Genomic DNA, 25,153 nt, shown 5'->3' on the forward strand with positions numbered 1-25,153 from the left:
ATACACGCAGTATCCGCTATTCTGCCAGAGCACAACGCGCGCGACTGCCATGTCAGACACTCTCCCCATCGGCTTGACCTACCTGTCGCCTGTCGGCAACTACGGTCGACAGAATTCCCAGGCACTGGGCGGCGTCAGCCACCTGTGGCAGGACTTCTTCGCCCGGGCCATGGCCGAGCAGCCGCAAGGGGAAATCGACAGCGTCAGCCAGGCGCTGGTGCAGTACGACAAAGAGAGTGGCGAACCTGTCGGCGGCGCCAGGGCCCTGGCCTTGATCGACGCCCAGCGCGCCCTGCCGGTGCATGACACCGAAATCACCCCACCCGAGCCGCTGTTCCTGCCCAAGGCGGAACTCGAGGCCAACCTGCTGGAACCGGCGCCCGAACCCTTCAGCACCGCCGAGCTGATTACTCAGCAGCGCGACCTCGACATCAGCAACAGCTGGCTGCGCCCGGTGGTCATGAGCCAGGGCCATCCGATTGCCGAGCCCGGCCCCGCGCCATCGCCTCGCCCATTGTTCCTGCCGATCGCCGAATTCGAGATGAACCTGCTCGACCCGGCGCCAGAACCCTTCGACGAGCCTACCCTGGCGAAGCAACAAAACGACCTGGAGTTCGATACCCATTGGGCCCGCCCAGTGGTGTTGAACAACGTTCGCGCATACGCCTGAGAACGCGGGCTTTCAGCGGCGAAACAGATCATTGAGCTGAGCAAATGGCAGCGCCTGGTCGCCATAGCCGAACGTGCCCTGCTCGCGGATTTCCAACGCCGCGCGCTGGAAGGCACCCAGTGCGACGCGGGCCAGCGACGAACCGACACTGATGCGCTTCACGCCCAGATCCTGTAACTGATTGACGCCAAGCGGCACCCCCGGCATGCCCATCAGCACGTTTACCGGCTTGGGCGCCACGGCCTGCACCACCGCGCGAATCTCATCGACGCTGCGCAACCCAGGCGCATACAACACATCGGCACCGGCGTCGGCATAGGCCTGCAGGCGCCGGATGGTGTCGTCCAGGTCCAGTTTGCCGTGCAGCAGGTTCTCGGCGCGGGCGCAGAGCGTGAACGGAAATGGCAGTTGGCGAGCAGCTTCCACGGCAGCGCGCACTCGCGCCACGGACAGGTCGAAGTCGTAGATCGGCGCCTCGCTACGGCCACTGGCATCTTCGATCGAACCGCCCACCAGGCCGGTTGCGGCGGCGCGCAGGATCGTCTGCGCACAGTCCTCGGGCAAATCGCCGAAGCCGTTTTCCAAGTCTGCCGCCACCGGCAGCGGCGTGGCATCCACGATGGCCTGGGCATTGGCCAGGGTTTCCTCGAGGCTCAGGGCGCCTTCGGCATCCGGGCGCCCCAGGCTGAACGCCAGCCCCGCACTGGTGGTGGCCAGTGCCTCGAAGCCCAGGGCTGCCAGCATCTTGGCCGAGCCGGCATCCCAAGGGTTGGGAATGACGAATGCGCCATCACGCTGATGCAGCGCCTTGAAGGCTTCGGCTCGCAGGGTTTGCACATCCATGGTTCAACCTCCGGCAGATGAAGAAAGTGTCGTCAGAGTAGCCCTAGCTGTTCGACCTCGGGCGCGCGCGGCAATTCCGGTAACGCGGCCAGCCCGGGCAGGCGGGCCATCAGGCGCTGGTGGAAATGCTGGGCAAGCGCTGCCGCCATCCGGTTGTCGGCGGTGTGCAGAAAGACATAGGGGCTACGGCCCTCCTCGATCCACACCGCCACCTTGTCGACCCAGGGGGTAAGGAATGTTTCGTTGGCCGCAAGCTCAGGGTGGCCGATGAAGCGCACCTGCGGATGCTGGCTGAACGCACACGGGCGCGGCGGCACCTTGGGCTTCTTGGACTGCGCATGCAGCACCCCGGGCTCACGCGATGTGCAGCTGAACAGCGCTCGCGGATCCAGGCAGATGCGTTCGACACCCCGCTCGTGCAACAGCCGATTGAGCTGGCGTTCTTCGTCTCCACGGGCGAAGAACGCATCGTTGCGCACCTCAACGGCAACCGGCACGCCAACCTCATCCAGAAAATAGGCCAGCTCACCCATGCGCGAGGGCCCGAACTGCGCCGGCAACTGCAGCCAGTAAGGGGACACGCGCTGCCCCAACGGCGCCATCAATCGGGTGAAGTCGATCGCCGAATCAAGTTGCGCGCGCAGATCCCCGGCATGGCTGACATCGCCCGGAAACTTGGCCGTGAAGCGAAAACCCGCCGGCATGATCTGCGCCCAGCGCTCTACCGTCGCAGGCGCTGGCCGGGCATAGAAAGTGGTGTTGCCTTCCACGGCATTGAAGACCTGGCTGTACAAGCCGAGGAACTCAGCCGTGCGTGCATCGGCGGGATACAGATACTCACGCCAGGCGTTTTCGCTCCAGGAGGGGCAACCGAGAAAGTAGGGCTGGGGGGACGGAATCATCCGTCAAATGTACAGGTCCAGCCCCAGCACTTCCATATCCCAGTCGGTGAAGCCCGCGGTGGTCAGGTAGCTGGCCAGTGCCGTGGAGGTACGCCGGTCACGGGCGCGGGGGAAGATCAGGTCCTGCTGGCGGGCCGGCAGGTTGGCGCTGCGGCGGTTGGCACGGCTGGCCTGCTGTTCGGGCTCTTCGATGATCTCGGCGTCATCGATCGCTTCGTCACGCACCGGCGCTTTGCGCGGCGGGCGCTTGATGGGGTAACTCTGCGAGGAGAAGCCGTCGATACGCATGGCGTGGGCACTCAGGATCAATGATGGCAATTTAGCAGCATCAGAGATCCATCGCTAATGCCCGAACGATAACTGGACCACAGTTCGCGCAAAAGGTTTTATCGTGAACGGCGATAGCCGACGAACGACCTCAGCGTGCCTTGGGCGTAGCGACATTATCGCGCAGATACACCGGTTGCGCCTGCTCGGCGGCGACCGCTTCACCACGGGCCCAGGCATGGCTGGCCAGGGTGAGGATATCCAGGGCATTGGGCAGTGCGGCGGCATCGCTGGCGCTGGCCTGCACCGCCAGGCGCTCGGCCAGGCTCCAGCCAGTACCGGCACCAAACCACTCGCCGGCCAGGCCTTCAGGCAAGCTGACGCGCTCTGGTGCCACCACCACCTCCTGGCCGACCAGGCGCATTTCACCCTGCTCCGCCCGGTAACAGCCCCAGTACACCTCGTCCATGCGCGCATCGATGGAAGCGGCAACCTGCTGCACGCCGTGCTCGCGCAACGCGCCCTGGGCCAGCGCGGCCAGGTTGGAGATCGGCAGCACCGGGCGCTGCAGGGCGAAGGCCAGGCCCTGGACCACCCCGATGGCAATCCGCACGCCGGTAAAGGCGCCCGGGCCGCGACCAAAGGCGATGGCATCCACGGCGCTCAGCGCCACGCCGGCATCGGCCAGCAACTGCTTGATCATCGGCAGCAGCTTCTGCGCGTGCAGGCGTGGGATCACCTCGTAATGGCTGGTCACCTTGCCGTCATGCAGCAGGGCGACGGAACAGGCTTCGGTGGCGGTATCCAGGGCCAGCAAGGTGGTCATCGAACGCGGTTTCCAAGGGACAGGGGAAAAAGAGCGGCAGTATAAACGACAACGGCCCGCAAGCGGGCCGTCGTGACGCACGGTGATGGATCAGCTCAGGGCTGCCAGCACCTTGGCGGTGATCGACTCGACCGAGCCGACGCCTTCGATGTGGCTGTACTTCGGCTTGCCGGCGTTGGCGGCCGACAGCTTCTGGTAGAAGTCCACCAGCGGCTTGGTCTGGCTGTGGTAGACCGACAGGCGATGACGCACGGTTTCTTCCTTGTCGTCGTCGCGCTGGATCAGGTCTTCGCCGGTGACATCGTCCTTGCCTTCCACTTTCGGCGGGTTGTACTGAATGTGGTAGGTGCGGCCCGAGGCCAGGTGTACGCGGCGGCCCGCCATGCGGCCGACGATCTCTTCGTCGTCCACGGCGATTTCGACCACGGCGTCGATGTCGACACCGGCGGCGACCATGGCTTCAGCTTGCGGGATGGTGCGCGGGAAACCGTCGAACAGGCAGCCGTTGGCGCAGTCCGGCTGGGCGATGCGCTCCTTGACCAGGCTGATGATCAGCTCGTCGGAGACCAGTTGGCCGGCATCCATGACTTTCTTCAGTTCCAGGCCCAGCGGGGTGCCGGCCTTGACGGCAGCACGCAGCATGTCGCCGGTGGAGATCTGGGGAATGCCGAACTTCTCGGTGATGAACTTTGCCTGAGTACCTTTACCGGCCCCGGGAGCTCCCAGCAGAATTACACGCATCTTGTGCTCCTCATATTTTTCTATGCAAATCAACGGATTCGGCGCACAAGGCCAACTCCGGAAAATCGGTCGAGACCGCAAAATCGGTCCAAAGGCTGCTCAAGATACACAGCCCCCGCCCCCCCGACAAGCGTCCCAACGGGGCAGCAAAGCGTCCGTCGCAGCCCCGCGAGGCCCCGGTTGCGCCCGGCGCAACCAGCCCTCGGGTTCAGGGTCGGCAACTGATGGCTTGCCGACCGCAAGCGCCGCTTGAGCGCCTCAACCGGTATTGCGCAACCCCGCCGCGATGCCCGCCACAGTGACCAGCAGGGCCTGCTCCAACGGGCTGTCCAGAGCGGCTTCGCGGTTGCGCGAGCGGGCCAGCAGCTCGGCCTGAAGGCGATGCAAGGGGTCGAGGTAGGTGTTGCGCAGGCGGATGAATTCCAGGGTTTCTGGGCTGTGCGCCAGTAGCACCGACTGCCCGGTCAGGCCCAGCACCACCTGGCACGACTGCGACAATAGGTCGCGCAGATGCGCACCCAATGGCAGCAGCTGCGGTTGCACTAGACGTTGGTCGTAGGCCTCGGCAATCTGCGCATCGGCCTTGGCCAGCACCATTTCGAGCATGTCGATACGGGTGCGGAAGAACGGCCACTGCTCGCGCATCTGCGCCAGCAGCTCGCCCTGGCCACGGGCCAGGGCATTGTTCAGCGCCGTTTCCCAGCCAAGCCAGGCCGGCAGCATGAGGCGGGTCTGGGTCCAGCCGAAAATCCATGGGATTGCCCGCAAGCTCTCAATGCCCCCGGCACGCCGCTTGGCCGGGCGGCTGCCCAGCGGCAGGCGGCCAAGCTCCTGTTCCGGGGTGGACTGGCGGAAGTACTCGACAAAGTCGGGGTTCTCCCGCACCACGCCGCGGTAAGCCGCGACCCCGTCGGCGGCCAACTGGTCCATCAGTGCGCGCCAGGCCGGTTGCGGCGGCGGTGGCGGCAGCAGGGTCGCCTCCAGCACCGCGGCCAGGTAGAGGTTGAGGTTCTGCTCGGCAATCCCCGGCAGGCCGAACTTGAAGCGGATCATCTCGCCCTGCTCGGTAGTACGGAAGCGTCCGCCCACCGACCCCGGCGGCTGCGACAGGATGGCCGCATGGGCCGGGCCGCCGCCGCGCCCGACCGTACCGCCACGGCCATGGAACAGCAGCAGCTCGACCTGGTGTTCGCGGCAGATGCGCACCAACTGCTCCTGGGCGCGGTACTGCGCCCAGGCCGCCGCCGTGGTGCCGGCGTCCTTGGCCGAGTCGGAATAGCCGATCATCACTTCCTGCGGCCCCTGCAAGCCGGCCCGGTAGCCCGGCAGCCCGAGCAGGCGCTCCATCACCGGCCCAGCGTTGTCCAGGTCGGCGAGGGTCTCGAACAACGGCACCACACGCATCGGCCGGGTCAGCCCGGCTTCCTTGAGCAGCAGTTGCACCGCCAGCACATCGGAGGCCGCGCCGGCCATGGAGATCACATAGGAACCCAGCGAGGCAGCAGGCGCCGCGGCGATCTCGCGGCAGGTGGCAAGCACTTCGGCGGTATCGGCCTGGGGCTTGAAGTGCCCGGGCAGCAACGGGCGGCGGTTCTTCAGCTCCGCCTGGAGGAACTCGATGCGCCGCGCTTCGTCCCATTCGGCGTAACGCCCGAGCCCCAGGTAATCGGTGATCTCGCTCAGCGCATCGCGATGGCGGGCGGCATCCTGGCGCACGTCCAGGCGCACCAGGAACAGGCCGAAAGTCACTGCCCGGCGCAGGCAGTCGAGCAACGGCCCGTCGGCAATCACCCCCATGCCACATTCATGCAGCGACTGGAAGCACAGCTCCAGTGGCGCGATCAGCTCGCGGTTGTCGACCAGCACGGCAGCGCTGGCCGGTTGCGCAGCAGCCAACGACGCCTGGGCCCAGGTACGGGTGGCGCGCAGACGGTCGCGCAGTTGCTTGAGCAGCGCGCGGTAAGGCTCTGCGCTGTCGCCGACCTGTTCGCGCAAGGCAGCGCTGGCCTGCTGCATCGACAGCTCGGCGGCCAGGTGCTCGATATCGCGCAGGAACAGGTCGGCGGCCATCCAGCGTGCCAGCAGCAGCACTTCGCGGGTCACGCTGGCGGTGACATTGGGGTTGCCGTCACGGTCGCCGCCCATCCACGAGGCGAAGCGGATCGGTGCGCTCTCCAGCGGCAGGCGCAGGCCGGTGGCCTGGAACAGCGCCGCATCGACCTTGCGCAGGTGGCTGGGGATGGCCTGCCACAGCGAATGCTCGATCACCGCGAAACCCCATTTGGCTTCGTCCACCGGCGTGGGTCGGGTGCGGCGGATCTCCTCGGTGTGCCAGGCCTCGGCGATCAGCCGGCGCAGGCGCTCGCGCACCTGCCCGCGCTCGGCGGGGCTCAGGTCGCGATGGTCCTGGGCTGCCAGTTGCGCGGCGATGGCGTCGTATTTCTGAATCAGGGTACGGCGGGCCACCTCGGTGGGGTGGGCGGTGAGCACCAGCTGGATGTCGAGCTTGGCCAACTGCCGGGCCAGTGCATCGTCGCTGTGCCCGGCCGCCTTGAGCCGCGCCAGCAGCTCGGGCAGCACCTGCGCCTCGAAAGGCTGCGGCTGGTCGGCATCGCGACGGCGAATCAACTGGTACTGCTCGGCGATGTTGGCCAGGTTGAGGAACTGGTTGAAGGCCCGCGCCACGGGTAGCAGGTCCTCCTCGGCCAGGTCGCCCAGGGTCGAGCTGAGCTTTTCACCCTCCACCAGCCGGTCGGCCTTGGCGCTGTGGCGGATGTCCTCGATTTTCTGCAGGAACGCCTCGCCATGCTGCTGGCGGATGGTCTCGCCAAGCAGCTCCCCCAAAAGATGCACATCCTCGCGCAAACGCAGATCGATATCGCTCATCGGGCCTCTCCACTCCAGGAAACAGCAAGCCCCAAGAGTGCCGACTCCAGGCCGCGCCTGGCAAGCCGGACGCGGGCAAAGCAACTAAAGTGAAGAGTGGTCATCCGAAGCAATGCCACTTTCGAGGCTTTGACAGAGGTCATCATGAAAATCCGCGAACTCGCCCAGCACTGGGAACAGAATGCCGCCGGACGCTTGAGCCCCACCGGGCATGTCCTGCACCTGGACATGGAAGCCCAAGCGCGCCTGGCCGCGCTGACCGAGATGTACCCCAAGCGCAGCCCTGAAGAGCTGCTTGGCGAACTGGTCGCCGCCGCGCTCGAAGAGCTGGAAGCCAGCTTCCCCTACATCAAGGGCCGCCAAGTGATCGCCACCGATGAAGAGGGTGATCCGCTGTACGAGGACATCGGCCCTACCCCCCGCTTCCTCGCCCTCTCCCGCCGTCATCTGGCAGCGCTCGGCAGCCCGGGCAAAAACGAACGCCACTAGATCTCGCCCTCTGCGGGCCTTGCCTAAAGGGCCCGCAGATACCTCCCGCGCAGCGCAAAGTTCCGGCCTTTTCGCGCTGACCAATCAGTCAGAAAAAAACTTCGTTAGCACAGCAATTTTTCTGAACTATCCAAAAAACGCCTCGGTCACAGCCAGTAGCCATCACGGCAAAACCCTGCAAACACGGGCGTTGCAGCGCACGCCTTGGCTAGGGAACAACGATGGACCGGTCGCGGACATCGTCGTTAACAGGAGTGACCCAATGGAGTTGACCACCATGAAGACCCGCATTGCCAAACCCTCCACCACTCACCTGCGCGGGCTGAAGCTGGCCGCACTGGCCCTGGGCAGCAGCCTGGTGCTGGCCGGTTGCGCCGGCAAGCCGCCCACCGAACAGTATGCCGTCAGCCAGTCGGCAGTGAACGCTGCGGTCAGTGCCGGCGGTACCGAGTTCGCCGCGGTGGAAATGAAAGCGGCCCAGGACAAGTTCAAGCAGGCCGAGATTGCCATGCACGACAAGCAATACGACCAGGCCCGCATGCTCGCCGAACAGGCTGAATGGGATGCCCGTGTCGCTGAACGCAAGGCCCAGGCCGCCAAGGCCCAGAAGGCTGCGCAGGACGCCCGCCAGGGTGTCCAGGACGTACGTGAAGAAGGCCTGCGCAGCGCCGAATAGGCCTGCCGCGCCACCAAGCCTTCGCTAACGATCAAAGGATGAACACTATGCGCAATTACGTCATGATTCCCGCCCTGCTGGCCCTGAGCGTCGGCCTTGCCGCCTGCTCCCACGACCCGAACGCCAACCTCGAATCGGCCCGCAGCAATTTCTCGGCGCTGCAGAGCGACCCACAGTCGAGCAAGGTAGCCGCCCTCGAAACCAAGGACGCCCAGGACTGGCTGAACAAGGCCGACAAGGCCTATATGGAGCGTGAGGACAGCAAGAAGGTCGACCAGTTCGCCTACCTCACCAACCAGCGCGTCGAAGTGGCCAAGCAGACCATCACCCTGCGCACGGCCGAGGCCGAGCTGAAGAATTCTGCCGCGCAACGCGCCCAGGCCAAGCTCGATGCCCGTGACGCGCAGATCAAGAAGCTGCAGGACAGCCTCAATGCCAAGCAGACCGAGCGCGGCACGCTGGTGACTTTCGGCGACGTACTGTTCGACTTCAACAAGGCCGAACTCAAGAGCAGTGCCTACCCCAACGTCACCAAACTGGCGCAGTTCCTCCAGGAGAACCCGGAGCGCAAGGTGATCGTCGAGGGCTACACCGACAGCGTCGGCTCGGCCAACTACAACCAGAGCCTGTCCGAGCGCCGCGCCGCTGCCGTGCGCATGGCGCTGGTACGTGCTGGGGTGGATCCTGCGCGCATCGTCGCCCAGGGCTACGGCAAGGAGTATCCGGTGGCCGACAACGGCAGCAACTCCGGCCGTGCGCAGAACCGTCGGGTGGAGGTGACCATCTCCAACGATAACCAGCCGGTGATGCCGCGGGCGGTGAGCCAAGTGCAATGAGGGCTGCTGGCTGAATGAAAAAACCCGCCTGATGGCGGGTTTTTTCATGTTTGGCCTTTCGTCAAAAGCACCTTTAAAGACACCTTTCAAAGCACTAGACTGACGCAGCCATTCTTCTCGATAAAAGGGTTGATACAACTATGACCTTCCACGTCCTCGCCGATCTGGCAGCATCCATCACCGACCTTAAGAAAGACCCAATGGGCACCATTCGCGAAGCGCACGGTGAAACCGTGGTGATCCTCAATCGGAACGAGCCTGCCTTCTACGCAGTACCACCAGCGCGCTACGAGGCGATGATGGATCTGATTGACGATATCCAACTGGCCGAACTGGTACGCCAGCGACTTGGCGGGCCTACCGTGAGGGTGGATATCGATGAACTCATCGCCGACGCAGAGCGCGACAGCAAGCTACAACCTTGAGTTTGATTCACGGGCGCAGAAGGAATACCGCAAGCTCGAGCCCAAGTTGCGCCTGCAGCTTGCCAAGAAACTCAAGGCTCGACTGGCTCAGCCCAGAGTCGAAAAAGACCGGCTCAACAACATGGCCGATTGCTACAAGATCAAATTGAGATCAGCCGGCTACCGCTTGGTCTACAAGGTGATTGATCAGCGCGTGGTAGTGCTTGTCATCGCGATCGGCAAACGTGAAAGATGCGATGTCTATTCAGTCGCCAGCGCGCGATTGAACTAATCGGGCCGTATTGCGACGGCCCCATCGATCACTGCACCTGCTGCGGCGTCTCCTCGCCCATGCAGCGCACCGCGCGCTTGCGGTTGTCCACCAGCACACCGGTCAACCCCTTCTGCTGGGTATCGAACAGCACCAGCACGCCATCCAGGCATTGCGCCACCTGCGGTGCCGGGTCCAGCGAGACTTTATAGTCCTCGCCCGGGATGGTCTTGAGCATGGTGAAGTCCTGCAGCAACAGGGCATCTTCAGGCTTGGCGAAATGCAGGTAGCCGTAATACCAGAGGGCCCCCACCGTCACGATGATGCTGCCGACGCCGGTCAGGATCAGCGGGATGGCGTTGCGTTCTTCACTCATTGCTTGTTCTTCTCCTCAGGGTAGTTGGGTACTTCGGCCAAGCGGCGCAGGCCGTTGAAATGCGCGGGGTCGTCCAGAAAGCGCAGCATCACCTGGCGCCAGGTCGGGTCGGCGAAGGTTTGCACGTGGCCGCCGCGGGTCAATTGCAGCACCCGCGGGGGCGGAGCGTGCTGGTACAGGCGAATGCCATTGTCCAGGGGCACCAGCCGGTCATCGATGCTGTGGAAGAACAGCTTCGGCGGGCTGGCCAGCTGTTCGATGGAGCGGATCGCGCTGTCGCCGTCGGGCACCAGCCACGACAGCGGCACCTGCAGCGGCCAGGTCATCCACGAGGTACTGAGGGCATAGCGGCCCACCGCCCGGTAACTGGCCGGCACACCGTCGAACACCAGCGCATGGAAGCGCTCGCGCTGCTGCGGGTGCGCCGCCAGGTAATGGATGGCCATGGCGCCGCCGAGGCTCTGGCCCAGCAGCACCAATGGCTTGCCTTGCACTTCGGGCGCGCGGTCCAGCCAGGCCATGGCCGCCGCGATGTCTTCATAGACTTCAGGCAAGGTGGCCTTGCCCTGGGACAGGCCATAGCCCCGGTAGTCGATCATCAGCACCTGGTACCCCTGCTCCGGCAGCCAGTAGCTGCCACCCAGGTGGCCCGCCAGGTTGCCGCCGTTGCCATGCAGGTGCAGCACCGTGCCCTTGACCTCGACACCGGCCTTGGCCGGCAACCACCAGCCGTGCAGGCGAACGCCGTCAGCGGTGGTCAGGGTGACATCGCGGTAGTCGAGTTTGGCCCGCTCGGGGGTGAACGGCTGACCGCGCTCAGGGTAGAACAGCAGGCTGCTGCAGCCACTCAACAGCAGCAGCCCAAGGCCGAAGGCGAGGTGACGAAAGGCGTCAGAGAATGTTCGCGTAGTCGGCTTCAATGCGGTCCAGGCTCAGGTGGTTGAGGAAGTTGGAGAAGCACATCCAGGCCGACAGGGCGTTGAGGTCGCGGAACTGCTCCGGGAGGTACTTGGGTGGCTCCACCAACCCTTCTTCGACCAGCTGGCGCAATGTGCGCATGTCTTCCAGGGTGGTCTTGCCGCAGAACAGCAAGGGGATCTGCTCCAGCTTGCCCTTCTTCACGGCCAACTGAATGTAGTTGTAAACCATGATGAAGCCCTTGAGGTAGGACAAGTCCTTGGTGAATGGCAGGCCATTGGGTACCGAGCCGCGGAACACCCGGCTGGCGTTGCTGTAGCTCTGCCCCATCTCAAAGCCCTGGCCACGGAAGAACTCGTAGACCTGCATGAAGTCCGCGCCCTCCTCGACCATATGGATGGCCCGGGTGCGGTTGGTGAGCTTGCGCAGGCGGCTGGGGTAGGAGGCAAAGGCGATCACTTCCATCAGGATGGCCAGGCCCTCCTGGGTCACCGTGGACGAGGGCGGGCCCTTGGCCAGGAAGGTACAGATCGGCTGGTTCAGGCCATTGAGGGTGGTGCCGACATGCACCAGGCCTTCGTGTACCTCCAGGGCGCGCACGTCGCGGTTGTTGAACATTGCGTCGGCGCGCACCTTGATGTAGTCGGCGCCGGCCGCCGCGTCGGCGACGATGCCGTCCGACTCGAATACGCGAATGGTTTCCTCGGCCTCGCCGAACACCTTGTTCAGGCGGCGCTGGAGGATCGCCACCGCCTCTTTCGCCGTGAGGTTTTTCGGCTCGTCCTTGAGGTCGCCACGGCCGTCGATGTTGTTCAGGTAATCCGAGAGCATCAGCCCCAGGTCGGCAAGGGTCGGGTCACCGGCATGGAAAGCGTCGGAGGCCGCGCCGTACAGTTCCTGGGAAATCAGCCCGAAGTCCTCGGTGCCGCGTGCTTCGAGCATGCGCACCACCATGCGGTATTCCTTGCACATGCGTCGCATGATCTGCCCGACCGGGTTGAACTGGCCAAGCTGGCGGGTGATGTCACGCTCGATGTTCTGGAACTCGGCCTTCACCGCGCTGGAGTCGAACGACAAGGGCCGGCTCTGGTAGTAGGCACGGTCCACCGCGGGTGGTTCCTTGCCTTTGGCCTTGAGGAAGCCCTGGCGGATGCCGTCGTCCCATTTCACTGCATCGAGCACGCGAATGGGGGTTTGCGCGGCCACGATGCGGTCGGACAACGTACGTATGGTCTGCTGGTACTCGTCCACCGGGGACTCCTTTCAAGAACAAGACACCTGAACCGGCCTCTTCGCGGCTGAAGCCGCTCCCACAGGGATATCACAGCCCTCAGGCCGGGCAATGCACCTGTGGCAGCGGTTTTAGCCACCCCTACAGGGATATCGCAGCCCTCAGGCCGGGTAATGCACCTGTGGGAGCGGCTTTAGCCGCGAAGAGGCCGACACGGTCATTTGCCGGAGCGCTGGAAGCGCGCCACCTCGACGAACATGTCGGAGTTGGCCGGATCGTCCAGGTACGCCAGCACACGCGCCGACGGGCTGTCGATCAACACACCCTCGCCATTCTCTTCGGGGACTTCGATGCTTCGCCCACTCAGTTCCTTCTTGTCGACGGCCTGGCGCACCTGCTCGACATCGAGGTTGTAGACCACCAGTTCCTTGCCCTCGACGATATCGAAACCGCCAATCAGGAAGTTGCCCCCCAGCCGCTTGGGCACACCGGCCGACATGTACCAGCGGTTGCCATGGCGCGACACCGTGAACACGTACTCTTCTGGGGCCTTGCCCTTGGCGGTCGCCACCGCCTTGTAGGCATCGCCGCCACTGCGGCTGATGGTGAGTTTCAGTGGCTCGCCCCAGGCGTCCTTGCTGCTCCACTTGCCAAGCAGGGCCTTGGGCGCTGCCTGATTGCTCGGCAGCGGTTCATGGAAGGCCACCAGACAACCGCCCAGCAAGAGGAATGACAACGTCAACAACACCACACGCCAGGCTTTCATCGGGTTCTCCTTGAGAATTCGTTCGCAGCTCAAGCCGAGGCCAGCACCATCTGCAGGTATCGGACAAGGATAGCGAGCATCTGCTCATCGGCCTGCGCATTCGCGTCCTTGAGCAGGCCCTGATATTCCATCTGCTCGATTATCGCCGTCAACATCTGCGCATCCTGCTCGGGCTGGCGTGAACCGACCACCTGAAGCATCTGCCGCGCGCCGTGCAGCAGGATCTGCTCATGGGCGCACACCAGTTCGGCCAGGCGTGGGCACAGCAGCGCTTCCTGGCGGAAGGCCTGCTCGGCCATAAGGAAGTCGCGACGGTTGTGCAGCTGGCGGATCACGTAGTCGGCGGTCATGCGCGCCACCTCGTCGGCCAGGCGCGCCCGCGCCTGCGGGCTGCCGTCACCCTGGGCGAGCAACTGGCGCAGCACGCCTTCGGTGTTGGCCCAGAGCTTGGCCATGTAGGCGGCGCTGCGCTCGACGTACTGGGCGAAGGTATCGGCCAGCAGGTCCTGGATGTCCTTGAAGTAGTACGTGGTGGCCGACAGCGGCACGCCGGCCTCGGCGGCCACGGCACGGTGGCGCACACCGCGCACACCGTCGCGCACGACGATGCGCATGGCAGCGTCGAGGATCTGCTGGCGGCGCTGCTCGCTGCCCTGGCGGGCGGTCTTGCGGCCTTGGTATTGCACGCTTTCGGCGACGGCGGTGGCGATGCCGGCGGCGCCTTGGTGAGGCATGGCAGGTGTCACGGTGATACCTCATGAAAATGTTTTTCAGTGCCGGCCTCTTCGCGGCTAAAGCCGCTCCCACAAGTACTGCACGGTCCCTGTAGGAGCGGCTTTAGCCGCGAAGATGCCGGTACAGCCAGTACAAGTGTACAGGCATGAAAAAGCCGCCTCGAAAGGCGGCTTGTTCAGGACACTCAGGCCTGCGGGCGCATGTGCGGGAACAGGATCACGTCGCGGATCGACGGCGAGTTGGTCAGCAGCATGACCAGGCGGTCGATACCGATGCCTTCACCAGCGGTCGGCGGCATGCCGTATTCCAGGGCGCGAACGAAGTCGGCGTCGTAGTGCATGGCTTCGTCGTCACCGGCGTCTTTCTCGGCCACCTGGGCCAGGAAGCGCTCGGCCTGGTCTTCGGCGTCGTTGAGCTCGGAGTAGGCGTTGGCGATTTCGCGGCCACCGATGAACAGCTCGAAGCGGTCGGTCACGGCTGGGTTGTCGTCGTTGCGACGGGCCAGCGGCGACACTTCGAACGGGTACTCGGTGATGAAGTGCGGCTGCTCCAGCTTGTGCTCCACCAGCTCTTCGAAAATCATCACCTGCAGCTTGCCCAGGCCTTCGTGGCCCAGCACCTTGGCACCGGCCTTCTTGGCGATGTCGCGGGCGCGGTCGACATCCTGCAGGTCGGCAGCGGTCAGCTCAGGGTTGTACTTGAGGATCGAGTCGAACACCGACAGGCGCACAAACGGCTCGCCGAAGTGGAACACCTTGTCGCCGTACGGCACGTCGGTGCTGCCCAGTACCATCTGCGCCAGTTCGCGGAACAGCTCTTCGGTGAGGTCCATGTTGTCGTTGTAGTCGGCGTAGGCCTGGTAGAACTCGAGCATGGTGAACTCGGGGTTGTGCCGGGTCGAGACGCCTTCGTTACGGAAGTTGCGGTTGATCTCGAAGACTTTCTCGAAGCCACCGACCACCAGGCGTTTGAGGTACAGCTCCGGGGCGATACGCAGGAACATGGCCATGTCCAGCGCGTTGTGGTGGGTTTCGAACGGCTTGGCCGCGGCGCCGCCGGGGATGGTCTGCAGCATCGGCGTTTCGACTTCGAGGAAGTCGCGCTCAATGAGGAATTTGCGGATGTGCGAGATCACCTGCGAGCGCACACGGAAGGTGTGGCGGGTTTCCTCGTTGACCATCAGGTCGACGTAGCGCTGGCGATAGCGCTGCTCGGTGTCAGTCAGGCCGTGGTGCTTGTCCGGCAGCGGGCGCAGCGACTTGGTCAGCAGGCGCACGTTGGTCATTTCGACGTACAGGTCACCCTTGCCGGAACGGGCCAGGGTGCCTTCGGCGCTGATGATGTCGCCCAGGTCCCAGGTCTTGACCGCGGCCAGGGTGTCTTCGGACAGGGTCTTGCGGTTCACGTAGACCTGGATGCGACCGGTCATGTCCTGGATCACCATGAACGAGCCACGGTTGAGCATGATGCGGCCAGCCACCTTGACCGGGATCGCGGCTGCTTCCAGCTCTTCCTTGGTCTTGTCCGCGTACTGTTTCTGCAGGTCGTTGCAGTAGCTGTCGCGACGGAAGTCGTTGGGGAAGGCGTTGCCCTTGGCGCGCTCGGCGGCAAGCTTTTCCTTGCGCAGCGCGATCAGGGCGTTTTCTTCCTGTTGCAGGTCTTGCGATTCGGTCTTGAGGTCGCTCATGTCGTCATTCTTTCCATCAGGTGTTCGTTGCCCTCGCGGGTGAGGGATCGCGGGGCAAGCCCGCTCCCACGGGCCTGCCACGGCGTAGATGCTTACAGCCCCTGCTTGAGGCTCGCTTCGAGGTACTGGTCGATATCGCCGTCGAGGACTTTGTTGCAGTCGCTACGCTCGACGCCGGTACGCAGGTCCTTGATACGCGAATCATCGAGTACATAGGAGCGAATCTGGTGACCCCAGCCGATATCCGACTTGCTGTCTTCCAGGGCTTGCGAGGCGGCGTTGCGCTTCTGCATTTCCAGCTCGTACAACTTGGCCCGCAGCATTTTCATGGCGGTGTCCTTGTTGGCGTGCTGGGAACGTTCGTTCTGGCAGGCCACCACGGTGTTGGTCGGCACGTGGGTGATACGCACCGCCGAGTCGGTGGTGTTGACGTGCTGACCACCAGCGCCCGAAGAGCGGTAGGTGTCGATGCGCAGGTCGGACGGGTTGATCTCGATCTCGACCTTGTCGTCGATCTCGGGCGAAACGAATACCGCCGAGAACGAGGTGTGACGGCGGGCGCCGGAGTCGAACGGGCTCTTGCGCACCAGGCGGTGCACGCCGATCTCGGTGCGCAGCCAGCCGAAGGCGTACTCGCCCTTGATGTGCACGGTGGCGCCCTTGATGCCGGCGACTTCACCTTCAGACAGCTCGATGATGGTGGCGTCGAAACCGCGCTTGTCGGCCCAGCGCAGGTACATGCGCAGCAGGATGTTGGCCCAGTCCTGCGCCTCGGTGCCGCCGGAGCCGGCCTGGATGTCCAGGTAGGCGTTGTTCGGGTCCATCTCACCGCTGAACATACGACGGAACTCGAGCAGGGCCAGGGACTCTTCCAGCTTCTGCAGCTCGGCGACCACGTCTTCCACGGCGCCTTCGTCGTTTTCTTCGACGGCCATGTCCAGCAGGTCGCGGGAGTCGACCAGGCCGCTGGCCAAGCCGTCGAGGGTGCCGACGATCTGCTTCAGCGAGGCCAGCTCTTTACCCAGTGCCTGGGCATATTCGGGTTTGTTCCAGACGGCCGGGTCTTCCAGCTCGCGGTTTACTTCGACCAGACGATCATGCTTGTGATCGTAGTCAAAGATACCCCCGAATGGACTCGGAACGCTCGGTGAGGTCCTTGATGGTGTTCAGGATCGGTTGGATTTCCATGGGCGGGCAGCTCTCGTGCGAATTCGGTGAAAAGCCCGCGAGTATAACCGATCTAGGGAACTGCGGCAGCCCGTTGGGCAGCCGCCCCTGCCTCAGGCGATACCGAGCGTGTTGCGCCCACTCTTCTCCACATCCCGGCCCTCATCCGACACAGAAATCAGCTGCAGGCAGCGGCTACCGGGGGCATGGTTTGAATGCCACAGGGCACACTACCACAGAAATTAAAACTAGTATTTTTGCCAGTTGCTGTTCTCCGCCAACGTCCTATTAATAACACTTCATGGCGATATCATGGAGCAAACAACATGCAAAACCTCCACCCTTCCAACCATGCCAACCGCGACTGTGACGTAACTGATTTTATTAAAACCCGGGGCATTCGCTCGCACATTGCACCCCTAACCCTTCTGATCTTCAGCATAATGACAGGCTGCACACAACAGCCACAAGACACCAACATCAACAACCCTTCAATCTTCGAAGTTCAAAGCTCGCAAGTACGACTTGATCTCCCCCCGCCTGAAGTCCCCGCAGCCCCAGACAAAATCATCAATTTGACCTCACTCGGTAGCAATCTCGAAGTTACATTTACGTATTCCGCTATGGCGCCAAAGGATACGGCTGCCATGCGCTGGACAGGCAAAAACACTTACACTGCTCCCGTGCAACATGTCGCGATACCGGGCACGCTAAAATTCCTGATCCCCAAGGCTAACGTGGCAGCGGATGTAGGTGGTCAGGGTGTGTTAACGGCTAGCGTGGGCGTTGGCGATAACCCTCTGGTCATTTCTCCACCGACGGCAATAAAGGTAGTTCAAGACACTACCGACCCAGGCCCCGCCATCGCCGCGCGCTTGAACTTGCGTTACAACGCCCGGGAAAACACCTGTCCAGGAAACCTGCCTGCTTACTATTGCAACGGCATCATCATCCGCTCGGTGGACAACGGCAACTTCAACCCCTGGGACCCTAGTCCTTCGGCGATTGCCTTGGGGGCTGTATCGTTCTCTTATTTTCGCGTCGACTCCCATGTCAATAACTTCTACAGAAACGCAGGTTTCATCTTCCTTCCGCAGAGCGAAGCGGCGCTCCAAGGCAAGGGCATGGATTACTTGTGCATTTACGCTTATGACGCGGGAACTATCGTCGGTACCCGTCCAGCCAAGGGTTGCGGCCTAAAACCTCGAAGCTCGACCAATGCCGACCTCAGTACCTGCGCCAGTAAAAACGCAACCACGGTAAGCTCTTGGTATGCGTTTACCCAAACCATCCCCAATCGCGACTATCAGTGCTCATTGAGTACGGCAAATGCTGCCCAATTCGCCGTGAGCTACCAAGTACGCGCCAATCGTCCTCCGAATATGGAAGCGCTCTGGAATGAAATGATGGTCAACCTGTGGCCCCAGAACCATGGCGCTAAACTGCCGATCGAGGCATTTTTCTATAAAGTCGGAAATAGCGCTTCGCTCAATGACGCCAAGACATTCCAGACCAAGTTCAAAAGCAATACCGGAATATGGGTACCCGTGGTTGCACTGGATCTGAACAAACTCTCAGGCTCACCTTTCAGCTATCTCAGCGCAGACCAAGCCGTTAAACCCTGAATCTGGCCATTCTCGAGGGCGGGGCTATCAACTAGCCCCGATTATCACGCGATACCGACCTGGTTGCGCCCGCTGTTTTTCGCCAGGTACAGCCCCTTGTCCGCCGCCGAGATCAACTGCCGGCAATGGCTGCCAACCGCCGGCGTCTGGGTGGCCAGGCCGATGCTTATGGTCAAGTGCGAGCCGTGCTCGGGCACGGTGTGGGCAATGTTCAAGCCCATGATGGTCTGACGCAACTTCTCGGCAATCAGCCGCGCCCCGCCCGGCGAAGTATTGGGCAGCACCAGGGCAAACTCCTCGCCACCGTAGCGCGCCGGCAGGTCGCTGGGCCGTGAGCAGCTGCCGCGTATGGCCTCGGCCACCTGACGCAAGGCCTCGTCGCCGGCCAAGTGGCCGAAACTGTCGTTGAACGCCTTGAAGTAGTCGACATCGATCATCAGCAGCGACAGTTGCTGCTGCTCACGAATGGCCCGGCGCCACTCCAGCTCCAGGTACTCATCGAAGTGGCGGCGGTTGGACAGCCCGGTCAGGCCGTCGGAGTTCATCAGCCGCTGCAGCATCAGATTGGTGTCCAGCAACTGCTGCTGGCTCACCCGCAAGGCGCGATAGGCCTCGTCGCGCTGCAGCAGCGTCAAGTACGAGCGCGAGTGGTAGCGGATGCGTGCCACCAGCTCGATGGTGTCGGGCAGCTTCACCAAATAGTCGTTGGCCCCGGCGGCGAAGGCCGCGCTCTTGACCAGCGGGTCTTCCTTGGTCGACAGGACGATGATCGGGATGTCCTGGGTAGCCGGGTTGTTGCGGTACTCGCGCACCAGGGTGAGGCCATCGAGGCCCGGCATGATCAGGTCCTGGAGGATCACCGTGGGCTTGATCCGCATGGCCTGGGCCACCGCCTGATGTGGGTCGGCGCAGAAATGGAAGTCGATGTTCTCTTCATAGGCCAGGCCACGGCGCACCGCTTCGCCGATCATTGCCTGATCGTCCACCAGCAGTACCATCGCCGCGCCTTCGTTGATGGTCGTGAAACCTTCGATAGGTAGATCAGTCATTGCGGGTCACCCGGTCACGGCCGGCCAGGCGGCGTGCCTCAATACGTGTCGTCATTTCGAAAAGAGTTCCGTCAGTCGCCCGGCGATGCGTTCCAGCGGGCGGATTTCCACTGCGGCGTCGATGGCCGCAGCAGCCTTGGGCATGCCGTATACCGCACTGCTCTGCTGGTCCTGGGCAATGGTCAGAAAACCCTGCTGACGCATCAGCTTCAGGCCCTGGGCGCCATCGCGGCCCATGCCGGTGAGCAGTACGCCCACCGCGTCGCCCGACCAGTAGCGCGCCACGCTTTCGAAGAACACGTCGATCGAAGGCCGGTAGATTTCATTGACCGGCTCGGCAGTGTAGGCCAACTGACCGTTGTGCAGCAGGCGAATATGGTGGTTGGTGCCGGCCAGCAGGACCTGCCCCGGCTGCGGTGGCTCGCCTTCGCGGGCCAGGCGCACCGACTGGCCGCTCGCCGTGCTGAGCCATTCGGCCATGCCGCCGGCGAATACCTGGTCGACGTGCTGGACCAGCACGATGGCCGCCGGGAAGGCCTTCGGCAGCCCCTTGAGCAACACCTCCAGGGCAGCCGGGCCGCCAGCCGACGAGCCGATGGCCACCAGGCCGCGGCGCTGGGATGCCTCACGCAAGGGGGTACGCACCGGCTGCGGGGCGCTGGGCCGCTGCTGGCCGATCAGCCAGCCGATATTGAGTATCTTGCGCAACAGCGGCGCCGCCGCCTCACGGGCATCGCCCGCGCCCAGTGCCGGCGTGTCGACCACGTCCAGGGCACCGTGGCCCATGGCCTCGAATACCCGGTGCACGTTCTGCTTGCGGTCGACCGTGACGATGACGATGGCGCAGGGGGTCTCGGCCATGATCCGCCGGGTCGCCTCGACGCCGTCCATCACCGGCATGATCAGGTCCATCAGGATCAGGTCCGGGAGCTGTTCGCTACAGCGCTGCACCGCCTCGGCGCCGTTACCGGCGACCCACACCACCTCATGCGCCGGCTCGAAGGCCAGCGCTCGGCGCAGGGCCTCCACAGCCATGGGCATGTCATTGACGATGGCGATCTTCATCCCTGGGCACCTCCGATCAGCTCCTCCACGGCGTCCAGCAACGCATCGTCATGGAAGCTGGCTTTGGCCAGATAATAGTCGGCGCCGGCATCAAGTCCACGACGACGGTCTTCTTCACGGTCCTTGTACGACACCACCATGACCGGCAGCGATTGCAGGCGCTGGTCGCGACGCACCAGGGTGACCAGTTCGATACCGTCCATGCGCGGCATGTCGATGTCGGTGATCAGCAGGTCGAAGTCATCGCTGCGCAGGGCGTTCCAGCCATCCATGCCATCCACCGCCACGGCCACTTCGTAGCCACGGTTGCCCAGCAGCTTGCGTTGCAGTTCGCGCACGGTGAGCGAGTCATCGACCACCAGCACACGCCGGCGCGCAACGCCACGGCCGTGCTGGCCCCCACGTTCGATGCGCTCCAGGCGGCCGGTGCTGAGCAGCTTGTCCACCGAGCGCAGCAGGTCCTCGACATCGATGATCAGCACCACCGAGCCATCGTCGAGCAAGGCGCCGGCGGAAATGTCCTGGACCTTGCCCAGGCGCGGGTCGAGCGGCATCACCACCAGCACCCGCTCGCCGATCAGGCGCTCGACGGCCACGCCGTAAAGCTGGTCGCGCTCGCGAATCACCACCACCCGCAGGCTCTGGCCCGCGTCCTGTGTCGCCGGCCGGTTGAGCAGCTGGCTGGCGGCGACCAGGCCGATATGCCGATCCTCGTGCCAGAAATGCTGGCGCCCTTCGATCTGCACGATGCTATCGGCCGGCACATCAAGGGTGCGCTCGATATGCGCCAGCGGGAAGGCATAGGCCTCGCCGCCCACCTCCACCACCAGGCTGCGCACCACCGACAGGGTCAGCGGCACTTCCAGGTGGAAGCAGCACCCCTGCCCGGCCACCTGGGTCAGCTCGATCGAGCCGCGCAACTCGCGGACCATGTGCTGCACCGCATCCAGGCCAACCCCGCGCCCGGACACTTCGGTGACCGTATCGCGCAGGCTGAAGCCGGGCAGGAAGAGGAAGGTGAGCAGCTCAGCCTCGCTCATCTGCGCCACGGTTTCGGCCGGCGACAGCGCGCGTTCGACGATGCTGCGGCGCAAGCGCTCAAGGTCGATGCCGGCGCCATCATCGGCCAGTTCCAGAATCAGCAGCCCGGCCTGGTGCGAGGCGCGCAGGCGCACCGTGCCTTCACCGGGCTTGCCGGCCAGCAGGCGCCTTTCGGGCAGCTCGATGCCATGGTCGACGGCGTTGCGCAGCAGGTGGGTCAGCGGCGCTTCGAGCTTTTCCAGCACGTCGCGATCGACCTGGGTCTTCTCGCCTTCGACCAGCAGCCGCACCGGTTTCCCCAAGGAGCGCCCCAGGTCGCGCACCATGCGGCTCTGACCGGTCAGCACATCGGCAAACGGGCGCATGCGGCAGGCCAGCGCGGTGTCGTACAGCAACTGAGCGCGCTGGCTGGCCTGCCAGCCGAATTCGTCGAGGTCGGCAGCCTGCTGCAGCAGGATCTGCTGGGTTTCGGCCAGCAGTTGCTGGGTCTGGGCCAGGGCATCGAGTACTTCCGGGCCCTGGCCGCTGTCTTCGAGCTGCGCTTTGAGCCCGTCCAGGGCACGCATGCCCTGGCCGTGCATGCGCTTGAGGCGCTGCAAGGTCGCCAGATAAGGCTTCAGGCGCTGGGTTTCGACCAACGACTTGCTCGACAGGTCGAGCAGGCTGTTAAGCCGGTCGGCAGTGACCCGCAGCACGCGCTCGCTACCCTCGCCACCGCGCTTGCCGGCCCTCGGCCGGACGACCGGCTCGGCTTCGAGCTCGGCGGCCGGTTCAGGCTCAGGCTCCATGGCCTGCGGCGGCGCGACCATGGCTGGCGGCGTTGTGGCCGACAACGGCGGCGCGACCAGTGGGGCCAACGGCGGCGAATCCAGCAGCGCGGCCATCTGGGTGAGGAACACCGGCACCAGGCCTTCGCCTGCCGGATCGCCCGGCGTGGCGATGCGCATCAGCAGGTCGGTACCTTGCAGCAGCGCGTCGATATGCTCCGGGCGTAGTAGCAGGCGGCCCTCCTGCGCAGCCACCAGGCAGTCTTCCATCACATGGGCGACGCTGACGCCGGCGTCGATGCCGACGATCCGCGCCGCGCCCTTGAGCGAATGGGCCGCACGCATGCAGGCCTCGAGCTGGTCAGGCTGGGCGGGGTTGCGCTCCAGTGCCAGCAGGCCGGCACTGAGCACCTGGGTCTGGGCTTCGGCTTCCAGGCTGAACAGCTCCAGCAAGGAAGCGTCGCGCATTTGCTCCGGGGTCATGACAGGCTCCGCTTCACGGCTTGCAGAAGGTGTAGTTCATCCAGGACCCGCACGCTGCGCCCCCGCCACTGCAGCACCGCAGCGGTGAAGTGGGCGGTATCGCGGCCCTCCTGCAGGTGCCCGGGGTCCAGCCGGTGAATGCCATCGATCTCCGCCACCGGCACCACCACCGGGCCCCCTTCGGCAGCCAGGATCAGCATGCGCGGCATGACCCGCCCACTGCGCTCGATGCTGGCCTCGCCCGGCACGTTCAGCAGGTCCGCCAGCGACAGGCACGGCACCAGCGCACCGCGCACGTTGGCCACCCCTTGCAGTACCCGCGAGCGCTGATGCGGCAACGAATGCACCGGCTGCAGCGGGGCGATTTCGGCGAGGCAGGCCGTGGCCAGCGCCAGCCATTCCTCACCCAGCCGGAACAGCAGCATGGAGCGACCGACGGCGCCCTCGGCCAGCGGCAGTGCTTCGTCCTGTTCGTCGAGCACCTGCGCGTAGCGATCCAGCAAGCGTGTAGCGGCCGCCGCATACACCTCGCAATTGCGGCAGTGGATGTGCCGCTGCAGCAGCGGGCACTGCTTGTCGCCGTGCACGCCGATGCGGTTCCAGCAATCGTCGATGGCCTGGCCATCGTCATGGGCGATCAGTTGCATGTCGTATCCAGCGCTCATCGTTCAGCCTCCCGGCCGGCCCGGGCCGCGCGCTCCTGCAGGCGTCGGGCGCCCGCCTCGTCGCCTTGCGAGGCCAGCAGGGCAGCCAGGTGCATCAGCGCTTCCGGGTGCTGAGGCTGCAGGTACAGCGCCTTGCGGTAATGGGTGATGGCCTGCGTGGCATCGCCCTCGGTATCGCTGAGCAGCCCCAGCCAGTAATAGACCTGCGCCTTGGGTTCGAACTGGCGCAGGTAACGCTCGCAGTCACTGCGGGCCTGCTGGCTGTCGCCGGCGTTGGCGTGCCGGGCGATGGCCGCCAGCAGCTGCGCTTCGTTGTCACGCGGCTCGGCAGCCACTGGGGGGGCCATCAACGGCCTTGCCGGGCGCTGGGGCAACGTGACCACCTTGGGCAATGGCGGCGCCAACGGGCGTATGGCCGGCAAGGGTTTGCTCGGCGGGGCCGGCACGGGATCAGCCTGGCGCACATAGGCGAACGACTGGGCGATACCCAGAGGCCGCATGCCCAGGCGCGCCAACAAGCTGCCCTCGGCCGGGCCGATGAACAGCACGCCCTGGGCATGGGTAAGCTGCTTGAGCACCTCGAACACCCGTTGCTGGGTGGGCACATCGAAATAGATCAACAAGTTGCGGCAGAACACGAAGTCGTACTGGCCGTCACGGGCCTTGAGCGCCGGGTCCAGCACGTTGCCGACTTTCAGGCTGACCTGCCGGCGCACCCGCTCGTCGAGTTGGTGGGCCTCGGCGGCTTCGCTGAAATGCCGCTCGCGGAAGGCCAGTTCGCTGCCACGGAACGAGTTGCGCCCGTACAACGCCTGCTCGGCCTTGGCCACCGAATTGGGGCTGATGTCGATGCCATCGACACTGAAGGCTTGCGCCGCGACCCCGCCATCGAGCAGTGCCATGGCGATGGAATAGGGCTCTTCACCGGTCGAGCACGGCAGGCTGAGGATGCGCAGCGGCCGGGCACCGGCCAGTTCGGCAACGCGCTTGTGGGCCAGGTCCACCAGCGCGGTAAAGGATTCGGGGTAACGGAAGAACCAGGTTTCGGGGACGATGACCGCCTCGATCAGGGCCTGCTGCTCGGCCGTGGACTGTTGCAAGCGCAGCCAGTAATCGTCCAGGTCGGTGGCCTGCAGGGCAACGCAGCGCTGGCGCAAGGCGCGCTCGATCATCGGCGCCCCGACCGACTCCACGTCCAGGCCAATACGCTCCTGCAGGAAGCGGAAGAACCGTTGCCCGGTCATGTCGGCACCTGCCCGACTTCGCTGGGGTACAACAGTTGGCGGACCGCAGCCGGCAGCAGATCGTCGACGCAGATACGCTGCACCAATCCTTGCGCGTCCTGACGCACCGGCCCCAGGTAAGGGGCCTCGGCGTTGTCCAGGCCATAAGGCTGGAACTCGTCGGGCCGGCAGCGCAGGGTCTCGGTGGCCTGCTCCAGGATCAGCCCCAGTTGCAGCTCGGGGCGCTGCGGGTCGCCACGGTAGTGCACCAGCACCAGGCGGGTGCTGCCGCGCGAAACGGCCGGAGCGCCGAAGCTCAACGCCGACACATCGATCACCGGCACCAGCGCGCCACGGTGGGCGAGCACGCCGACCACCCAGGCTGGGGCCTGGGCGATGGGCTTGAGCGGGCGACGTGGCAGTACTTCGATCACTTCGCGCACGTCCAGGGCGAAGCGCTGCGCGGCGATCCGGAACTGCAGGTACAGCGCGCCCTTGGCAGTGGCCGCGCGGTCCTCACGGGGGGACAGGTCGGTCATCGGCG

Annotated in this window: 26 protein-coding genes; 7 read left to right on the plus strand and 19 right to left on the minus strand. The window is 64.4% G+C overall.

The features are described from left to right. Nucleotides 1-49: 49 nt before the first annotated feature. Nucleotides 50-670, plus strand: a complete 621-nt coding sequence (locus ACQ4N9_RS02810; protein ID WP_390969390.1) for an energy transducer TonB — start codon at nucleotides 50-52, stop codon at nucleotides 668-670. Nucleotides 671-682: 12 nt separating this feature from the next. Here the strand turns inward: ACQ4N9_RS02810 and ACQ4N9_RS02815 are convergent, their stop codons facing one another. The 6 genes from ACQ4N9_RS02815 to ppc all read right to left on the minus strand — a co-directional run bounded on the left by ACQ4N9_RS02815 (nucleotide 683) and on the right by ppc (nucleotide 7,135). Then, entirely contained in the window at nucleotides 683-1,513 is an 831-nt protein-coding gene (locus ACQ4N9_RS02815; RefSeq protein ID WP_390969392.1) for an isocitrate lyase/PEP mutase family protein, read from the minus strand. 32 nt (nucleotides 1,514-1,545) lie between these two features. Further along, nucleotides 1,546-2,415: a DUF72 domain-containing protein gene (locus tag ACQ4N9_RS02820; RefSeq protein ID WP_258705828.1), complete on the minus strand. Its 870-nt coding sequence runs from the start codon at nucleotides 2,413-2,415 to the stop codon at nucleotides 1,546-1,548. Between the two features lie 3 nt (nucleotides 2,416-2,418). Next, a complete protein-coding gene (locus ACQ4N9_RS02825; RefSeq protein WP_110995541.1) occupies nucleotides 2,419-2,703 on the minus strand; it encodes a hypothetical protein in 285 nt (94 codons plus the stop codon). Nucleotides 2,704-2,833: 130 nt separating this feature from the next. Further along, nucleotides 2,834-3,508 (minus strand): tRNA (adenosine(37)-N6)-threonylcarbamoyltransferase complex dimerization subunit type 1 TsaB, encoded by a 675-nt coding sequence (gene tsaB, locus ACQ4N9_RS02830; protein ID WP_125462897.1) that lies wholly within the window; start codon nucleotides 3,506-3,508, stop codon nucleotides 2,834-2,836. 90 nt (nucleotides 3,509-3,598) lie between these two features. Next, nucleotides 3,599-4,249 carry an adenylate kinase gene (gene adk, locus ACQ4N9_RS02835; protein ID WP_028691565.1) on the minus strand — a complete coding sequence of 217 codons (651 nt, stop codon included), beginning with the start codon at nucleotides 4,247-4,249 and terminating at the stop codon, nucleotides 3,599-3,601. 258 nt (nucleotides 4,250-4,507) lie between these two features. After that, nucleotides 4,508-7,135: a phosphoenolpyruvate carboxylase gene (ppc, locus tag ACQ4N9_RS02840; protein ID WP_390969395.1), complete on the minus strand. Its 2,628-nt coding sequence runs from the start codon at nucleotides 7,133-7,135 to the stop codon at nucleotides 4,508-4,510. Nucleotides 7,136-7,279: 144 nt separating this feature from the next. Here ppc and ACQ4N9_RS02845 point away from each other — a divergent pair, with 144 nt between their 5' ends. From ACQ4N9_RS02845 to ACQ4N9_RS02865, 5 genes are all read left to right on the plus strand, one after another. Continuing rightward, complete coding sequence (locus ACQ4N9_RS02845; protein WP_125462895.1) at nucleotides 7,280-7,624, plus strand: pilin assembly protein; 345 nt, start codon at nucleotides 7,280-7,282, stop codon at nucleotides 7,622-7,624. Between the two features lie 262 nt (nucleotides 7,625-7,886). Continuing rightward, nucleotides 7,887-8,300, plus strand: a complete 414-nt coding sequence (locus tag ACQ4N9_RS02850; protein ID WP_390969397.1) for a DUF4398 domain-containing protein — start codon at nucleotides 7,887-7,889, stop codon at nucleotides 8,298-8,300. Nucleotides 8,301-8,347: 47 nt separating this feature from the next. Further along, nucleotides 8,348-9,136 (plus strand): OmpA family protein, encoded by a 789-nt coding sequence (locus tag ACQ4N9_RS02855; protein WP_390969399.1) that lies wholly within the window; start codon nucleotides 8,348-8,350, stop codon nucleotides 9,134-9,136. 140 nt (nucleotides 9,137-9,276) lie between these two features. Beyond that, nucleotides 9,277-9,561 carry a type II toxin-antitoxin system Phd/YefM family antitoxin gene (locus tag ACQ4N9_RS02860; RefSeq protein ID WP_125857657.1) on the plus strand — a complete coding sequence of 95 codons (285 nt, stop codon included), beginning with the start codon at nucleotides 9,277-9,279 and terminating at the stop codon, nucleotides 9,559-9,561. Next, the gene (locus ACQ4N9_RS02865) at nucleotides 9,515-9,832 is read left to right on the plus strand and encodes a type II toxin-antitoxin system RelE family toxin (RefSeq protein ID WP_390969401.1); all 318 of its coding nucleotides are present in this window, start codon (nucleotides 9,515-9,517) and stop codon (nucleotides 9,830-9,832) included. The genes ACQ4N9_RS02860 and ACQ4N9_RS02865 overlap by 47 nt, the downstream gene beginning before the upstream one ends. A 28-nt stretch (nucleotides 9,833-9,860) precedes the next feature. Here the strand turns inward: ACQ4N9_RS02865 and ACQ4N9_RS02870 are convergent, their stop codons facing one another. The 7 genes from ACQ4N9_RS02870 to prfB form a co-directional block, all read right to left on the minus strand. After that, a complete protein-coding gene (locus ACQ4N9_RS02870; protein WP_125857655.1) occupies nucleotides 9,861-10,187 on the minus strand; it encodes a hypothetical protein in 327 nt (108 codons plus the stop codon). Beyond that, nucleotides 10,184-11,107 (minus strand): alpha/beta hydrolase, encoded by a 924-nt coding sequence (locus ACQ4N9_RS02875; RefSeq protein ID WP_390969403.1) that lies wholly within the window; start codon nucleotides 11,105-11,107, stop codon nucleotides 10,184-10,186. The genes ACQ4N9_RS02870 and ACQ4N9_RS02875 overlap by 4 nt, the downstream gene beginning before the upstream one ends. Continuing rightward, nucleotides 11,079-12,356: a flavohemoglobin expression-modulating QEGLA motif protein gene (locus tag ACQ4N9_RS02880; protein ID WP_347149844.1), complete on the minus strand. Its 1,278-nt coding sequence runs from the start codon at nucleotides 12,354-12,356 to the stop codon at nucleotides 11,079-11,081. Before ACQ4N9_RS02880 ends, ACQ4N9_RS02875 begins: the two co-directional genes overlap by 29 nt. Nucleotides 12,357-12,553: 197 nt before the next feature. Then, nucleotides 12,554-13,102 (minus strand): hypothetical protein, encoded by a 549-nt coding sequence (locus ACQ4N9_RS02885; protein WP_390969405.1) that lies wholly within the window; start codon nucleotides 13,100-13,102, stop codon nucleotides 12,554-12,556. Nucleotides 13,103-13,131: 29 nt separating this feature from the next. Further along, the gene (locus ACQ4N9_RS02890; protein ID WP_390969407.1) at nucleotides 13,132-13,836 is read right to left on the minus strand and encodes a TetR/AcrR family transcriptional regulator; all 705 of its coding nucleotides are present in this window, start codon (nucleotides 13,834-13,836) and stop codon (nucleotides 13,132-13,134) included. A gap of 185 nt (nucleotides 13,837-14,021) precedes the next feature. Next, nucleotides 14,022-15,524 (minus strand): lysine--tRNA ligase, encoded by a 1,503-nt coding sequence (lysS, locus tag ACQ4N9_RS02895; protein WP_390969409.1) that lies wholly within the window; start codon nucleotides 15,522-15,524, stop codon nucleotides 14,022-14,024. A gap of 92 nt (nucleotides 15,525-15,616) precedes the next feature. Beyond that, nucleotides 15,617-16,712 (minus strand): peptide chain release factor 2 gene (gene prfB / locus ACQ4N9_RS02900; protein WP_390969411.1). Its coding sequence is split into 2 segments (ribosomal slippage): nucleotides 15,617-16,639 and nucleotides 16,641-16,712, totalling 1,095 coding nucleotides; the frame shifts between segments, so codons are not numbered across the junction. Nucleotides 16,713-17,017: 305 nt separating this feature from the next. On the opposite strand from prfB, the gene ACQ4N9_RS02905 reads away from it, so the two are divergent. Beyond that, a complete protein-coding gene (locus ACQ4N9_RS02905; protein WP_390969413.1) occupies nucleotides 17,018-18,316 on the plus strand; it encodes a hypothetical protein in 1,299 nt (432 codons plus the stop codon). A 44-nt stretch (nucleotides 18,317-18,360) separates the two neighbouring features. Here ACQ4N9_RS02905 and ACQ4N9_RS02910 read toward each other — a convergent pair whose 3' ends face one another. The 6 genes from ACQ4N9_RS02910 to ACQ4N9_RS02935 are packed head-to-tail and all read right to left on the minus strand — an operon-like array spanning nucleotide 18,361 to nucleotide 25,148. Continuing rightward, nucleotides 18,361-19,365 (minus strand): diguanylate cyclase, encoded by a 1,005-nt coding sequence (locus tag ACQ4N9_RS02910; RefSeq protein ID WP_390969415.1) that lies wholly within the window; start codon nucleotides 19,363-19,365, stop codon nucleotides 18,361-18,363. 51 nt (nucleotides 19,366-19,416) lie between these two features. Then, a complete protein-coding gene (locus ACQ4N9_RS02915) occupies nucleotides 19,417-20,430 on the minus strand; it encodes a chemotaxis response regulator protein-glutamate methylesterase (RefSeq protein ID WP_125857651.1) in 1,014 nt (337 codons plus the stop codon). Then, nucleotides 20,427-22,721 carry a hybrid sensor histidine kinase/response regulator gene (locus tag ACQ4N9_RS02920; protein WP_390969417.1) on the minus strand — a complete coding sequence of 765 codons (2,295 nt, stop codon included), beginning with the start codon at nucleotides 22,719-22,721 and terminating at the stop codon, nucleotides 20,427-20,429. Before ACQ4N9_RS02920 ends, ACQ4N9_RS02915 begins: the two co-directional genes overlap by 4 nt. Next, the gene (locus tag ACQ4N9_RS02925; RefSeq protein ID WP_390969419.1) at nucleotides 22,718-23,386 is read right to left on the minus strand and encodes a chemotaxis protein CheW; all 669 of its coding nucleotides are present in this window, start codon (nucleotides 23,384-23,386) and stop codon (nucleotides 22,718-22,720) included. The genes ACQ4N9_RS02920 and ACQ4N9_RS02925 overlap by 4 nt, the downstream gene beginning before the upstream one ends. Then, nucleotides 23,383-24,630, minus strand: a complete 1,248-nt coding sequence (locus ACQ4N9_RS02930) for a CheR family methyltransferase (RefSeq protein WP_390969421.1) — start codon at nucleotides 24,628-24,630, stop codon at nucleotides 23,383-23,385. Before ACQ4N9_RS02930 ends, ACQ4N9_RS02925 begins: the two co-directional genes overlap by 4 nt. Beyond that, on the minus strand, nucleotides 24,627-25,148 hold the full coding sequence (locus ACQ4N9_RS02935; RefSeq protein ID WP_323831792.1) for a chemotaxis protein CheW: 522 nt from the start codon (nucleotides 25,146-25,148) through the stop codon (nucleotides 24,627-24,629). The genes ACQ4N9_RS02930 and ACQ4N9_RS02935 overlap by 4 nt, the downstream gene beginning before the upstream one ends. Nucleotides 25,149-25,153: the final 5 nt, after the last annotated feature.

The sequence above is a fragment of the Pseudomonas sp. ES1 genome, from assembly GCF_050586605.1.
GTDB lineage: Bacteria > Pseudomonadota > Gammaproteobacteria > Pseudomonadales > Pseudomonadaceae > Aquipseudomonas > Aquipseudomonas sichuanensis.